Source organism: Stenotrophomonas sp. YAU14D1_LEIMI4_1 (genome assembly GCF_003086815.1).
GTDB lineage: Bacteria > Pseudomonadota > Gammaproteobacteria > Xanthomonadales > Xanthomonadaceae > Stenotrophomonas.
In genome coordinates this window covers 776014-790294 of sequence record NZ_CP025997.1, presented here as the reverse complement: position 1 = coordinate 790294, position 14281 = coordinate 776014, and the positions used below count along the sequence as shown (strand labels likewise).

Annotated in this window: 11 protein-coding genes; 1 reads left to right on the top strand and 10 read right to left on the bottom strand. The window is 66.4% G+C overall.

The window, feature by feature from the left end; all coding sequences use genetic code 11:
• Positions 1–256 precede the first annotated feature (256 nt).
• Positions 257–2989 carry a preprotein translocase subunit SecA gene (gene secA, locus C1932_RS03460; protein ID WP_108752184.1) on the bottom strand — a complete coding sequence of 911 codons (2733 nt, stop codon included), beginning with the start codon at positions 2987–2989 and terminating at the stop codon, positions 257–259.
• A gap of 253 nt (positions 2990–3242) precedes the next feature.
• On the bottom strand, positions 3243–4196 hold the full coding sequence (locus tag C1932_RS03455) for a M23 family metallopeptidase (RefSeq protein WP_108748536.1): 954 nt from the start codon (positions 4194–4196) through the stop codon (positions 3243–3245).
• Positions 4197–4208: 12 nt separating this feature from the next.
• On the opposite strand from C1932_RS03455, the gene C1932_RS03450 reads away from it, so the two are divergent.
• On the top strand, positions 4209–4658 hold the full coding sequence (locus C1932_RS03450) for a DUF721 domain-containing protein (RefSeq protein ID WP_108761246.1): 450 nt from the start codon (positions 4209–4211) through the stop codon (positions 4656–4658).
• A gap of 282 nt (positions 4659–4940) precedes the next feature.
• On the opposite strand, the gene lpxC is transcribed toward C1932_RS03450, so the two are convergent.
• The 8 genes from lpxC to ftsW form a co-directional block, all read right to left on the bottom strand.
• Positions 4941–5852, bottom strand: coding sequence for a UDP-3-O-acyl-N-acetylglucosamine deacetylase (lpxC, locus tag C1932_RS03445; RefSeq protein WP_108761245.1), 912 nt, complete (start codon positions 5850–5852; stop codon positions 4941–4943).
• 179 nt (positions 5853–6031) lie between these two features.
• Entirely contained in the window at positions 6032–7267 is a 1236-nt protein-coding gene (ftsZ, locus tag C1932_RS03440; RefSeq protein WP_108748533.1) for a cell division protein FtsZ, read from the bottom strand.
• 167 nt (positions 7268–7434) lie between these two features.
• Positions 7435–8670 (bottom strand): cell division protein FtsA, encoded by a 1236-nt coding sequence (gene ftsA, locus C1932_RS03435; RefSeq protein ID WP_079220634.1) that lies wholly within the window; start codon positions 8668–8670, stop codon positions 7435–7437.
• The gene (locus C1932_RS03430) at positions 8667–9413 is read right to left on the bottom strand and encodes a cell division protein FtsQ/DivIB (protein ID WP_108748532.1); all 747 of its coding nucleotides are present in this window, start codon (positions 9411–9413) and stop codon (positions 8667–8669) included. The genes ftsA and C1932_RS03430 overlap by 4 nt, the downstream gene beginning before the upstream one ends.
• Positions 9410–10372, bottom strand: a complete 963-nt coding sequence (locus C1932_RS03425) for a D-alanine--D-alanine ligase (protein WP_108761244.1) — start codon at positions 10370–10372, stop codon at positions 9410–9412. The genes C1932_RS03430 and C1932_RS03425 overlap by 4 nt, the downstream gene beginning before the upstream one ends.
• Complete coding sequence (gene murC, locus C1932_RS03420; protein ID WP_108761243.1) at positions 10369–11805, bottom strand: UDP-N-acetylmuramate--L-alanine ligase; 1437 nt, start codon at positions 11803–11805, stop codon at positions 10369–10371. Before murC ends, C1932_RS03425 begins: the two co-directional genes overlap by 4 nt.
• Before the next feature lie 40 nt (positions 11806–11845).
• A complete protein-coding gene (murG, locus tag C1932_RS03415; protein WP_108752180.1) occupies positions 11846–12943 on the bottom strand; it encodes an undecaprenyldiphospho-muramoylpentapeptide beta-N-acetylglucosaminyltransferase in 1098 nt (365 codons plus the stop codon).
• Positions 12940–14280, bottom strand: coding sequence for a putative lipid II flippase FtsW (gene ftsW / locus C1932_RS03410; protein ID WP_108761242.1), 1341 nt, complete (start codon positions 14278–14280; stop codon positions 12940–12942). Before ftsW ends, murG begins: the two co-directional genes overlap by 4 nt.
• Between the last annotated feature and the right edge of the window lies 1 nt (position 14281).

Below are 14281 nucleotides of genomic sequence, written 5' to 3'. Positions count from 1 at the left end.
CGGTATCGCGGGGGCGACATCGACGCAGCTCCGCCGGCAGGTTCTGCAGTCCCACCGCAGAGCCCGTGCAACATACGGGCGCGAACGGGAGCTGCCCATGGCGCGGGCCTGACTTTGGTGTGGGGGTTGCCCCGACACGCGGGTCAGATAAATCTGAAAACTCTCGTTATGGGCAATGGCTCACAAGACGCATCTGCCAGAACAGAAAAAGCCCCGCATTTGCGGGGCTTTTGCGACTCAGCTCGGTTTACTCAGCTCAGCTCAGCTGACCGTGGCAGTGCTTGAACTTCTTGCCACTGCCGCACGGGCACGGATCGTTGCGGCCGACCTTGGGCTCGTCGCGCTGGCGCTGAGCCACGCCCTGCTGTGCGGCCTGCACCTGGGCCGCTTCTTCGTCGGCGCTGTAGCCGCCTGCATCCTGGTGCTGGAACTGCGACTGGCTCAGGCGTGCCTGCGCCTGCTGGCGTTCGGCCGCTTCCAGTGCCTGCACCTCCTCGTCGCTGCGGATACGCACGCGGGCCAGCAGGGTCACCACTTCGCGCTTCACGTTTTCCAGCATGTCCGAGAACAGCTCGAAGGCTTCCTTCTTGTATTCCTGCTTGGGCTGCTTCTGTGCGTAGCCGCGCAGGTAGATGCCCTGGCGCAGGTAGTCCATGCGGGCCAGGTGTTCCTTCCAGCTCTGGTCCAGCACGGTCAGCATCACGTGCTTTTCCAGCGCACGCATGGTCTCTTCACCCACGCCGGCTTCCTTCTCGGCGAAGTGCTGGTTCACGCGCTCCAGCACCTTGGCGGCAATGGCTTCGGCGTCCAGTTCTTCGTGCGACTTGACCATGTCGACCAGCGACATCTGCAGGCCGAAATCCGATTCCAGGGTGGCTTCCAGGCCGCGCAGGTCCCACTGTTCGTCGATCGAGTTCGGCGGCACGAAGCGCGCCACCACGTCGAAGATCACGTCGTCGCGGATGCCATCGACGTTGTCCTTCACCGATTCGGCGTCCAGCAGTTCATCGCGCTGGGAGTAGATCACCTTGCGCTGGTCGTTGTTGACGTCGTCGAAGTCCAGCAGGTTCTTGCGGATGTCGAAGTTGTGCGCTTCCACCTTGCGCTGCGCCTTCTCGATCTGGCGGCTGACCAGGCGGTCTTCGATGACGTCGTCTTCCTTCATGCCCATCATGCGCATGGCCTTCTGCACCCAGTCAGAGGCGAAGATGCGCATCAGGTTGTCTTCCAGCGACAGGTAGAAGCGGGACGAACCCGGGTCACCCTGGCGGCCGGAACGACCGCGCAGCTGGTTGTCGATACGGCGCGATTCGTGGCGTTCGGTACCGACGATGTGCAGGCCGCCAGCGGCCTTCACTGCATCGTGGCGCTTCTGCCATTCGGCCTTGATCGCGGCCTTCTGCTCGTCGGTCGCGCCTTCACCCAGCTCGTGGATTTCCGCTTCCAGCGAACCGCCCAGCACGATGTCGGTACCACGGCCGGCCATGTTGGTGGCGATGGTCACGGCGGCCGGGCGACCAGCGTTGGCGACGATGGTCGCTTCGCGGTCATGCTGCTTGGCGTTGAGCACTTCGTGCTTCACACCGGCCTTGCGCAGGTGCTCGGACAGCATTTCCGAGGTTTCGATCGAGGTGGTACCCACCAGCACCGGCTGGCCGCGCTTGGCGCACTCTTCAATGTCGGCCAACACCGCATTGAACTTGCCCTTGCGGTTCAGGAACACCTGGTCCGGGCTGTCCTTGCGGATGGTCGGGCGGTTGGTCGGAATGACCACCACTTCCAGGCCATAGATGCTCTGGAATTCGAATGCTTCGGTATCGGCCGTACCGGTCATGCCGGACAGCTTCTTGTACATGCGGAACAGGTTCTGGAAGGTGATGCTGGCCAGCGTCTGGTTCTCGCGCTGTACCGGCACGCCTTCCTTCGCTTCCACGGCCTGGTGCAGGCCGTCGGACCAGCGGCGGCCGGACAGGGTACGACCGGTGAACTCGTCGACGATGACCACTTCACCATCGCGCACGATGTAGTCCACGTCACGCTGGTAGATGGCGTGCGCGCGCAGTGCGGCGTTCAGGTGGTGGACCACGGTCAGGTTCTGCGCCGCGTACAGGCCTTCGGTCTGGCCGTCGAGGATGCCGGCGTCGACCAGCAGCTGCTCGGCGTGCTCCATGCCCGCTTCGGACAGGTGCACCTGCTTGCCCTTCTCATCGACCCAGAAGTCGCCTTCGCCGTCTTCGGCTTCCTGCTTCACCAGGTTCGGCACGATGCGGTTCACCCGGATGTACAGCTCCGGGGAATCGTCGGCCGGGCCGGAGATGATCAGCGGGGTACGCGCTTCGTCGATCAGGATGGAGTCGACTTCGTCGACGATGGCGTAGTGCAGGCCGCGCTGGTAGCGGTCGGCCTTGGACAGCGCCATGTTGTCGCGCAGGTAGTCGAAACCGAATTCGTTGTTGGTGCCGTAGGTGATGTCGGCGGCGTAGGCTTCGCGCTTGTCGCTGTGCGGCATGCCCGGGTACACCACGCCCACGCTCAGGCCCAGCCAGTTGTACAGCTTGCCCATCTGCGCGGCGTCGCGGCGGGCCAGGTAGTCGTTCACGGTGACCACGTGCACGCCCTTGCCTTCCAGCGCGTTCAGGTACACCGGCAAGGTCGCCACCAGGGTCTTGCCTTCACCGGTGCGCATTTCTGCGATCTTGCCCAGGTGAAGCACCATGCCGCCGATCAGCTGCACGTCGTAGTGGCGCATGCCCAGCACGCGGCGGCCGGCTTCGCGGCAGACCGCGAAGGCTTCGGGCAGCACCTTGTCCAGGGCTTCACCGCCGGCGATGCGCTGCTTGAACTCCGGCGTCTTGGCCTGCAGCTGCTCGTCGGAAAGCTTCTCGATCTCCGGCTCCAGCGCATTGATCTTGGCGACGATGCGGTTGAGCTGGCGCAGCTGTCGTTCGTTACGACTGCCAAATACGCGGGTAAGCAGGCTGTTGATCATTGAAGGAACCGGGTTGGATGGACACAGCGGCCCGGTCGTCCCCCTGGGGATCCGTCCGCCGCAAACGAAACAGGGCGCCTGGCGCCCTGTCGATGGCAACACCCATTGTAGCTTGGGACGGGCGGCAGGGGTTTCAACCCTTGCGTGATGGGGTCAGAGCCCTTCCGCGTTGCGGAAGGGGATCCGACCCCACACGGGAACGGGGTCGGATCCCTTTCGCCACGGCGAAAGGGCTCTGACCCCGACATCGCAATCAGCCGCGGCTGATACGGCCCACCGGCGTGTTGCCGCCGTCACCCAGGAACTTGCGCGGGTTGACCACGTTGCCGTTTTCCCAGACTTCGAAGTGCACGTGGGCACCGGTCGAGCGGCCGGTGGAACCGGCCTTGGCCACTTCCTGGCCGGCGCGCACCAGGTCGCCCACCTTCACCACCAGGCGCGAATTGTGCGCATAGCGGGTCACGTAGCCGTTGCCATGGTCCACGTCCACCACGTTGCCGTAGCCGCCCTTCACCCCGGAGAAGCTGACCACGCCATCGGCCACCGACATCACCGGGTCACCGACGCGGGCGTGGAAGTCCATACCCTTGTGGGTGGCGGCACCGCGACCGAACGGGTCGGCGCGGGTACCGAAATTGGAGGTGATGTAGGTATTGCGGATCGGCATGCGCGAGGGCACGGCGTTCTGCTGCAGCTGGTGGTCGAACATCAGCGATTCCATCACCGACAACTGGCGGCCTGAAGCAGCGAAGCGCTGCTCCAGCACCTGTAAGTCGGCGTTGACATCCTTCACCGGGATGTCCGCGGTCGGGCCGCCGGCATCGCCGTCACCCAGGCCGGGGGTCTCGTTGAAGTCGAATTCGCCGTCTTCCAGCTTGCCCATCTGGGTCAGCCGTTCGCCCAGCGCGTTCAGGCGGGTGGCCTGGGCCTGCAGCTCGCCCAGGCGCGCGGCCAGTGCGTTGACCTGGGTCTGCGCATCGCGCTGGACCTTGGCCAGCTCGGCCTCCTGGCGGTCGACCTTGGCCTGCAGGCGCGAGTCGTTCAGCGCACTGGCGCCGAAGCCGCCGGCAAGGCCGATAATGCAGCCTACCCCGAGCACGCTGCCCAGCAGGGCGCGGGGGCGGTCCTCGAAGTAGAACCGCAGACGCGTGAGCGGCGATTTGGCCTGACGTTCACGCGTTTTGATTACGATCTTTTTGAATGCCATCAGTGAGTTTTCATGTCTGAGCCGAAATCCAGCGTTCGCCCTGCGTCCAAGCCGAAACCGGCCCTGGATGCAGTGATGGCGGACAAAAGCGGGAACCCGCTGCGGCGTGCCTTGTGGCTCGACGCGCTGGACCGTCAGTTGCGCCCCCAACTGCCGCCCCCGCTGCGCAACCGTTGCCGGTTGGCCAATGTGGACGGCGAACACCTCGTTTTTCTCGTCGAATCCCCGGTCTGGCATGCCAAGTTGCGGCTTGCCGAAGCCCAGTTGCTCGACGCGGCCCGGTCCATCGGGCTGAAGGCCACCAAGGTGACCATCAAGACTGCGTCTCCCACTCCCTCGCGCTCCCCAGCGCACGACAACCGGAATGGCCCCCACGCAGTTTCAGCCGCCACGCACAAAGGGCTACGCGACGCCTTGGCAGCCTTGCAGGATGTTCCCCGTAAAGCGGGAAAAGGGTCCTGATGGCAGCGGAGCATCCGGCTCCGCTCCCCGTCGCGCGTGTCACCGCAGCGTGAAACATTTTCGGGGGCCGGGTCGCATCCTAGCGGCACCCCGTGGTCGAGTCGTTAGATTGTTGTTAAAACAACGTTAAATTCAGGCTTTCGATTGGCCAGGTTCACAAAACCGTGACCCGGTGAGCGCATTCACGTCACGCTTCACGTCGCCGGCCAGCAGGGGCCACGGAAACGACAACGCCGCCCTGGAAGGCGGCGTCGTTTCCTTTCAATTCAAAAACTTAGCCCGTTACGCGTAAGCCGGCATGGCATACACCACCGGGGCTTCCACGCTGGGCGATTCATAGGTCACCCACTCCCAGGCGGTGGCATCGGCCATCAGCGCCCGCACCAGCTTGTTGTTGAGCGCATGACCGGACTTGAAGCCCTCGTAGGCCCCCAGCACCTGGCCGCCGGCCAGATAGAGATCGCCAATGGCGTCAAGAATCTTGTGGCGCACGAATTCGTCGGCGTAGCGCAGGCCGTCCTCGTTCAACACGCGGAACTCGTCCAGCACGATGGCGTTGTCCATCGAGCCGCCCAGGCCCAGGTTGCGCTCGCGCATGTATTCCAGGTCGCGCATGAAACCGAAGGTGCGCGCGCGGGAGATTTCCTTGGTGTAGGCCTGGGTGGAGAACTCGATTTCCTGGCGCGACTGCTTGGCCGGAATCATCGGGTGGTCGAACTGGATGGTGAAGCCCAGCTTGTAACCCTCGTACGGGGTGAAGCGGGCCACCTTGTCGCCCTCGGTCACTTCCACGGTCTTCAGCACGCGGATGAAGCGCTTGGGCGCGTTCTGTTCCACGATGCCGGCCGACTGCAGCAGGAACACGAACGGGCCGGAGGAACCGTCCATGATCGGCAGTTCCGGCGAGGACAGTTCGACAATGATGTTGTCCACACCCAGGCCGGCCAGGGCCGACATCAGGTGTTCGACGGTCTGGATCTTGGCGTCGTTGCAGGTCAGGCCGGTGCACAGGGTCACTTCGGTGACCAGTTCGGCCTTGGCAGGCACTTCCACCACCGGGTCCAGATCGACGCGACGGAACACGATGCCATGGTTGACCGGTGCCGGGCGGAGGGTCATGTAGACCTTGTCACCACTGTGCAGGCCAACGCCGGTGGCGCGGATCGTGTTCTTGAGAGTGCGTTGCTGGATCATGGGGGCAGACCGGAAGTGACACACTAGATTAACACGCAGCGTCCCATACCCCGGCTGAAACGCCGTGTAGACGCCGGTGGGACGCGCGAAGCAAGGCGGCCGGGCCCATCCTGGCCCGGCGCCTGTATTTCAGGACATGGTGGCGCAACCCGGGGGGGACAAGCCCCGGGCTACCCCGCTCAGTCCGCCTGGCGGCGCAGGAACGCCGGGATGTCCAGGTAATCGTTCGGCAGTTCTGCCGCCGCCGGCGACGAAGCGCTCGGTGCCGACGGAGTGGACGCGGCCACGCTGTCGCTGCTGGCACGGCGCAGGCCCAGGCCCATGCCGCCCACGGCCTTGGACACCGCATCGCCGCCGTTGTCGAAGTCGCCGAATTCCGGCTGGCCGGTGGTTGCGTTGCGCACCAGCTTGATCGGCGCACGCTCGCCCGGGCGCTGGCTCTTGCTGGCCGAGACACGGTTCAGGCCGGTGGCCACCACGGTCACGCGTACTTCGTCCTGCATGTCCGGGTCCAGCACGGTGCCGACCACCACGGTGGCGTCTTCGGAAGCGAAGCCATCGATGGTGCGGCCGATCTCGTCGAACTCGGCCATGGTGAAGTCGGCGCCGGCGGTGATGTTGACCAGGATGCCGTTGGCACCGGCCAGGTTCACATCGTCCAGCAGCGGGTTCTGGATGGCCGATTCAGCGGCGGCCTGGGCGCGGTCATCGCCACGGGCGGTGCCGGTACCCATCATCGCCAGGCCCATTTCGGACATGACGGTGCGCACGTCGGCGAAGTCGACGTTGATCAGGCCCGGGCGCACGATCAGATCGGCGATGCCCTGCACGGCGCCCTGCAGCACGTCGTTGGCAGCACGGAACGCCTGGATCATGGTGGCGTTGCGGCCCAGCACGGTGATCAGCTTCTCGTTGGGAATGGTGATCAGCGAGTCGCAGTGCTGGCTCAGTTCCTCGATGCCCTTCAGCGCCACCTGCATGCGGCGACGGCCTTCGAACGGGAAGGGCTTGGTGACCACGGCCACGGTCAGGATGCCCATTTCCTTGGCCAGCTGGGCCACCACCGGTGCCGCACCGGTGCCGGTGCCGCCGCCCATGCCGGCGGTGATGAACACCATGTCTGCGCCCTGCAGGGCGTCCATGATGCGCTCGCGATCTTCCAGTGCGGCCTGGCGGCCCACTTCCGGATTCGCGCCTGCGCCCAGGCCCTTGGTGACGTTGGTACCCAGCTGCAGCTGCAGCTTGGCACCGCAATTCTTGATGGCCTGCGAGTCGGTGTTGGCGGTGATGAATTCCACGCCATCCACTGCCGAGTTGACCATGTGCGCCACGGCATTGCCGCCGCCGCCGCCCACGCCAACCACCTTGATCACCGCATTGGGTGCCATCTTTTCGATCAATTCAAAATGCGCCATGTCCGTGTCCTCGTTGTATCCGCTTTCGGTGGCATGGGCGTTCAGGCCTCCTGCCTTTGCGCGTCATGTTGCCGTTGCGGCTGTGTGGGTTGTGTGTTGCCTTGAAGCGGTACTGCAGGTGTTGCGGGTGTTGCCACCGGGCATGCCCGGGTCTTGCAGGTTGCGCGTCAGAACTCGCCGCGGAACCAGGTCTTCAATTTCTTGAACATGCTGCCGGCGCGGCCGGTGGGCAGCGACGGGCGACGCGGGTGTTCGTTCTGGCTGCCCATCAACAGCAGGCCCACGCCGGTGGCATGCACCGGGTTGCCCACCACTTCGCCCAGACCCGTCACGTGCTGCGGAATGCCCACGCGTACCGGCATCTGCAGCATTTCCTCGGCCAGTTCCACCACGCCTTCCATCTTCGATGCACCACCGGTCAGCACCAGGCCGGCGCGCACCAGTTCCTCGAAGCCGGAGCGGCGCAGTTCGGCCTGCACCATCTCGAAGATTTCCTCGTAGCGGCCCTGCACCGCCTGCGCCAGCGAATGGCGCGGCATGCGGCGCGGCGGACGGTCGCCCACCGACGGCACCTGGATACTTTCCTCGGCGGTGGCCAGCTGGGCCAACGCGCAGGCGTAGCGCACCTTGATCTGCTCGGCTTCCGGGGTGGGCGTGCGCAGCATGTGCGCGATGTCGTTGGTCACGTGGTCGCCGGCGATCGGCAGCGATGCGGTGTGGCAGATCGCACCCTGCACGAACACCGCGATATCGGTGGTGCCCGCGCCCATGTCCACCAGCACCACGCCCAGCTCCTTCTCGTCGGCGGTCAGCACCGCCACGCTGGACGCCAGCGAGGACAGCACCAGGTCGTCCACCTGCAGGCCGCAGCGCTGCACGCACTTGCTGATGTTGGCCGCGGCCGACTGCGCGCACACCACCAGGTGCGCATGCACCTCCAGGCGCACGCCGGTCATGCCCACCGGGTTGCGGATGCCTTCCTGCGAATCATCCAGCACGTATTCGCGCGGAATGGCGTGCAGGATCTTCTGGTCGGCCGGGATGGCCACCGCCTTGGCCGCATCCAGCACGCGATCCAGGTCGCCCCAGGTCACTTCACCGTCGCGGATCGGCACGATGCCCGGCGAGTTCTTGCACTGCACGTGGTTGCCGGAAATGGAGGCGTAGACCGAGCGGATCTCGCAGCCGGCCATCAGCTCGGCTTCTTCCACCGCACGCTGGATCGACTGCACGGTCGATTCGATGTCCACCACCACGCCGCGCTTCAGGCCGCGCGATTCATGCGAGCCGATGCCGATCACTTCGATCGGGTTGCCCGGCGAATACTCGCCCACAAGCGCCACCACCTTGGAGGTGCCGATATCCAGGCCGACGATCAGCGATTTGTCACCCTTGCGATTCATGTCCTTTCCTGCGTCCTTCGTGCCGGGGTGGCCGGCGCGTCGGCCGGGGGCGGGGTGCCCCAGCTCAACGTGAAACCATTGGTATAGCGGAGGTCCGCCCGTTCAATCGGTGCGGCCTGGTTGGCCAGCTGCGGCAGCACGCGCACGAAGCGCTGCAGGCGGGAGCGGGCATCGTCGCGGCCCACCACCACTTCGGTGCCATTGCTCAGCAGCAGCGACCAGCTGCCGCGCGCATCCATGCTCAACCGGCGCACATCCACGCCGGCCGGCGCGAACAGCGCGCGCGAATCGTTGTAGAGCTTCACCACTTCTTCGGTCTGGCTGTCCGGGCCGTCCAGCTCGGGCAGCTGCAGGTCGGCCAGCTTCTTCGGCGTGGGGAACAGCTTGCCCTGCTCGGACAGCAGGCGGTCGTTGCCCCAGCGGGCGAACGGCTTGTGCTCGACCAGGGTCACTTCCAGCACATCCGGCCACTGCTTGCGCACGCGCGCGCTTTCCACCCAGGGCAGCTTTTCCAGTGCGTCCTGCGCATCCTGCAGCTTCACCGCGAAGAAACCGGCGTGTGCATACGGCAGCAGTACCTGCTGCAGCTGCTCCGGCGGCACACGCTTGAACTCACCGTGCACGCGCAGCTTCGCCAGCGGCCAGCGCTCGGCGCCGACCCAGCCATTGACCACGGCCACCACCGGCAGTGCTACCACCGACAGCGCCAACAGCCAGACGAAGATGCGCAGCACCGCGTTCATGCGTGCGATGCCTCCAGGGTCTGTTCCAGCACGCGCCACACCAGTTCCTCGAAACCGATGCCGGCCTGTGCTGCCGCCTTGGGCACCAGCGAATGACTGGTCATGCCCGGGGCGGTGTTCACTTCCAGCAGGAAGAAGCGGCCGCTGGCGCGGTCACGCATCACGTCCACCCGGCCCCAGCCACGGCAGCCCGCCGCGCGGAAGGCGGCCAGCGCGATGCGGCCGATCTGTTCCTCGTCGGCGCCGTCCAGGCCCGGGCACAGGTACTGGGTGTCTTCGGCAATGTACTTGGCGTTGTAGTCGTACCACTGGCCCTTGGGCACGATGCGGATCGACGGCAGCGCCACATCGCCCAGGATGGCCACGGTCAGTTCGTCGCCCAGCACCATCTGTTCCATCAGCAGCTGGCCGTCGTAGCGCGCGGCCAGGGCCACCGCTTCGTCCAGGCCGGCGTCGTCGGTCACCCGGCTGATGCCCACGCTGGAACCCTCGTTGGCCGGTTTCACCACCACCGGCAGGCCCAGCTCGGCTGCGTTCGCATGCACGTTCTCCGCGGTCACCTTGCGGTACTGCGGGGTCGGCAGGCCCAGCGACAGCCACACCTGCTTGGTGCGGATCTTGTCCATGCTCAGTGCAGAGCCCAGCACGTTGGAGCCGGTGTACGGCACGCCGAAGGCGTCCATCAGGCCCTGCACGATGCCGTCCTCACCGCCACCGTTGTGGCCGTGCAGGATGTTGAACACGCGGTCGATGCCACCGGCGGCCAGCGCCTTGGTCAGCGCCGGAATGCCGTCGACGGCGAACGCATCGACGCCGCGCGCCTGCAGCGCTTCCAGCACGTTGCGGCCGGAATCGAGCGAGACTTCGCGTTCACTGGACGTGCCGCCCAGCAGCACGGCCACGCGGCCGAACACGGCCGGGTCGGTGCTGCGCAGCGGCGGGAAGGTGAGCGTGCTCACGCCTGGCCCTCCGCCTTGAAACCTTCCACCGCGATCTGGCTGGCCACAGCGCCAATGTCGCCGGCGCCCATCATCAGCAGCAGGTCACCGTCCTGCAGCACGTCCGGCAGCACGCTGGCCAGCTCGGCGGCCTTGCCCACCACCACCGGCTCGCTGCGGCCGCGCGCACGAATGGCGCGAGCCAGCGCGTGCGAATCGGCACCGGCGATCGGTTCCTCACCGGCCGGGTAGACCTCGCTCAGCACCAGCGCATCCACGCTGGACAGCACCGCCGCAAACTTGTCGAACTGGTCGCGGGTACGGCTGTAACGGTGCGGCTGGAAGGCCACCACCAGGCGCTTGTCGGTCCAGCCGCCGCGCGCCGCGGCGAACACCGCTTCCAGCTCGCTGGGGTGATGGCCGTAGTCGTCGATGATGCGCACCTTGGCGCCGCTGGCGGTGGTCACTTCACCCAGATCGTTGAAGCGACGGCCGACGCCGGCGAAGCTTTCCAGCGCACGCGCAATCGCGTCCGGCGCCACGCCCAGCTGCCAGCCCACCGCCGCAGCGGCCAGGGCGTTCAGCACGTTGTGCTTGCCTGGCAGAGCCAGCACCACTTCCTGGCTGGTGCCCTGCGGCAGGCGCAGGGTGAAGCGCATGCGCGAACCTTCCTGCACCACGTTTTCCGCACGCACGTCGGCCTGCGGGCTCATGCCGTAGCTCATCACGTGGCGCGGGGTCTTGGCGGCCAGCGCGGCCACTTCCGGGTCGTCGATGCACAGCACGGCCAGGCCATAGAAGGGCAGGCGCTGCAGGAACTCGGCGAACGCGGCCTGCACGCGGGCAAAATCGTTGCCGTAGTTTTCCAGATGATCGGCATCAATGTTGGTGATGATCGACATCAGCGGGTTCAGGCGCAGGAAGCTGCCATCGCTTTCGTCGGCCTCGGCCACCAGCCACTGGCCACCGCCCAGCTTGGCGTTGGCACCGGCGGCCAGCAGCTGGCCACCGATCACGAACGTCGGGTCCAGGCCGCCTTCGCTCAGCACCGCCGCGGTCAGGCTGGTGGTGGTGGTCTTGCCATGGGTGCCGGCTACGGCGATGCCGCGGCGGAAGCGCATCAGCTCGGCCAGCATGGCCGCGCGCGGCATGATCGGAATGCGCTGGCTGCGCGCTTCCATCAGCTCGGGGTTGTCTTCGCGGATGGCGCTGGACACCACCACGCAGTCGGTGCCCAGCACGTTGGCCGCCGAATGGCCGCGCATGATGCGTGCACCCAGACCGGCCAGGCGGCGGGTGGCTGCGTTGTCGGCGTTGTCCGAACCGGACACTTCGTAGCCCAGCGTCAGCATCACTTCGGCAATGCCGCTCATGCCGGTGCCGCCGATGCCGACGAAATGCACGCGCGGGAACGCGCGCACCAGATCGTTGGTGTCATGCAGGCGGCGGATCATGCGCGGCCTCGCGCGTGGCAGGCGCTATGACAGGCCTTCTTCATACTGCTTCCTCAAGAATGATATCGGCGATGCGCTCGGCGGCATCGACCTTGGCCAGGGCACGCGCGGCTTGCGCCATCTGCATGCGGCGGGCGGGATTTTCGGACAGTTCGCGCAGCAGTGCGGCAATGCCGTCGGCCAGCGTTCCGTCCTGCTTCAGCAACACGGCCGCGTTGCGCTCCACCAAGTACTCCGCGTTGCGGGTCTGGTGGTCATCAACGGCGGCGGGGAATGGCACCAGCACGCTGCCCACGCCCACCGCGCACAGCTCGGCCAGGGTGGACGCGCCGGAACGGCACACCACCAGGTCGGCCCAGGCGAAGGCGTCGGCCATGTCGGCGATGAAGGGCGTGATCTCAGCCTGCACACCAGCCTTGGCATACGCCTCGACCGCTTCGGCGTGCATCTTCTCGCCGCTCTGGTGGCGCACCTGCACCGCCACGCCGGCGCCCAGCGCGGCAATGGCCTGCGGCACGCCGGTGTTCAGCGCACGTGCGCCCTGGCTGCCACCGACCACCAGCACGCGCAGCGGACCGTGGCGGTCGGCGAAGCGCTGTTCCGGCGGTGCGATGGCGGCGATTTCCGCGCGCACCGGGTTGCCGACGAATTCTTCGCCCTTGGCGAAGGTGCCGGGGAAGCCGGTCAGCAGGCGGCGCGCATAGCGCGACAGGATGCGGTTGGTCAGGCCCGGCGCACGGTTCTGTTCGTGCACGATCAGCGGCAGGCCATGCAGGCGCGTGGCCATGCCGCCGGGACCAGAGGCAAAGCCACCGAAGGCGACCACCGCACGCGGCTGGCGCTGGCGGATGATCATGCCGGCCGCGCGCAGTGCGCGCATCAGCCGCCACGGGGCGGCCAGCAGGGCCAGCTTGCCCTTGCCGCGCAGTCCGGTGATGGCCAGCGTATCGATGTGGATGCCGTGCTGCGGCACCAGGCGGGTTTCCATGGCACCGTCGGCGCCCATCCAGGTAACCGGCACGCCACGTTCGCGCAACACGCGGGCCACGGCCAGGCCGGGGAAGATGTGACCGCCGGTACCGCCGGCCAGGATCATCACCGGGCGGTTGCTGGCGGTGGTGGTCGGGGCGGCGCTCATGACAGCCTCCCGAAGGTCGGTTCAATGCGCGACTGCAGGCGGCTGGTGCCGCGCGCGGCTGCAGCCGGGGCCGCCGCAGCCGCCGTGCTGGCCGCAGCGTTGGCCACCGAAGGCGCCGCTGCCGGTGTGGCCGGGGCTGCCGGCGCGCTGGCCGCTGCCACCGGCACGCCTTCGTCGGCCGCGCCGATGCGCACGGCCTGGCGGCGCTCGGCACGCTTCAGTTCGTAGGACACGCGCAGCAGCAGGCCCATCGCCACGCAGGTCATCAGCACCGACGAACCGCCGGACGAGATCAGCGGCAGGGTCAGGCCCTTGGTCGGCAGGATGCCCAGGTTCACGCCGATCGAAACGAAGGTCTGCATGCTGATCCACAGACCGATGCCGAAGGCGATGTAACCGGAGAAGTGGCGCTTCATTTCCACGCAGCGCATGCCCAGCCAGAAGGTGCGGCCCACCAGCAGCGCATACAGGGCGATGATCACGCAGGTGCCCAGGAAGCCGAATTCCTCGGCGGTGACCGAGAAGATGAAGTCGGTATGCGCTTCGGGCAGGTAGTACAGCTTCTGCACCGAATTGCCCAGGCCCACGCCGGTCCACTCACCGCGGCCCACCGCCATCAGCGCGTTGGACAGCTGGTAGCCGTCGCCCTGCTGGTCGGCCCACGGGTCCAGGAACGAGGTGATGCGGCGCATGCGGTACGGCTCGATGATGGCCAGTGCGCTCATGCCCACCAGGCCGATCACCACCGGCATCGACATGCGCGGCATGTTCACCCCGCCCAGCACCAGCATGCCGGCGGTGATGGCCAGCAGCAGGGTGGACGAACCGAAGTCGGGCTGCAGCAGCAGCAGCACCACCAGCGCACCGGCCACGCCCAGCGGCTTCAGCATGGCCGGCCAGGTCGCGTTCACTTCATCGCGGAAGCGCACCAGGTAGCTGGACAGCCAGACAATGTAGAGCACCTTCACCGCTTCCACGGTCTGGAACTTGGAAATACCCAGGTTGATCCAGCGGCGGGCGCCGTTCACGCTGCTGCCCAGGCCGGGAATGAACACCACCAGCAGCAGCGCGAAGCAGCCCAGCAGCAGCACCTGGTTGTACTGCTCGATCGACTTCAGTTCGGTGCGCGCGGCGATGACCGCCAGCACGATGCCCACCGCCAGGAAGATCAGGTGGCGGTTGAGGTAGTAGAACGGGCTGCTCATCAGCGCGATCGAACTGGACGCCACCATCACCACGCCCACGCCCGTGAGCGCGATGATCGCGCCCAGCAGCCACTTGTCGTAGCTGCCTTCGATGGCTTCAAGGCGGGTTGCCTGGCGGGACAGGTCGTTCATG

Coding starts and splice junctions, on each gene's coding strand:
- C1932_RS03450 (WP_108761246.1), top strand. CDS start 4,209: ATGTCTGAGCCGAAATCCAGCGTTCGCCCTGCGTCCAAGCCGAAACCG.
- secA (WP_108752184.1), bottom strand. CDS start 2,989: ATGATCAACAGCCTGCTTACCCGCGTATTTGGCAGTCGTAACGAACGA.
- ftsA (WP_079220634.1), bottom strand. CDS start 8,670: ATGAATCGCAAGGGTGACAAATCGCTGATCGTCGGCCTGGATATCGGC.
- C1932_RS03455 (WP_108748536.1), bottom strand. CDS start 4,196: ATGGCATTCAAAAAGATCGTAATCAAAACGCGTGAACGTCAGGCCAAA.
- C1932_RS03430 (WP_108748532.1), bottom strand. CDS start 9,413: ATGAACGCGGTGCTGCGCATCTTCGTCTGGCTGTTGGCGCTGTCGGTG.
- lpxC (WP_108761245.1), bottom strand. CDS start 5,852: ATGATCCAGCAACGCACTCTCAAGAACACGATCCGCGCCACCGGCGTT.
- murC (WP_108761243.1), bottom strand. CDS start 11,805: ATGATCCGCCGCCTGCATGACACCAACGATCTGGTGCGCGCGTTCCCG.
- ftsW (WP_108761242.1), bottom strand. CDS start 14,280: ATGAACGACCTGTCCCGCCAGGCAACCCGCCTTGAAGCCATCGAAGGC.
- murG (WP_108752180.1), bottom strand. CDS start 12,943: ATGAGCGCCGCCCCGACCACCACCGCCAGCAACCGCCCGGTGATGATC.
- ftsZ (WP_108748533.1), bottom strand. CDS start 7,267: ATGGCGCATTTTGAATTGATCGAAAAGATGGCACCCAATGCGGTGATC.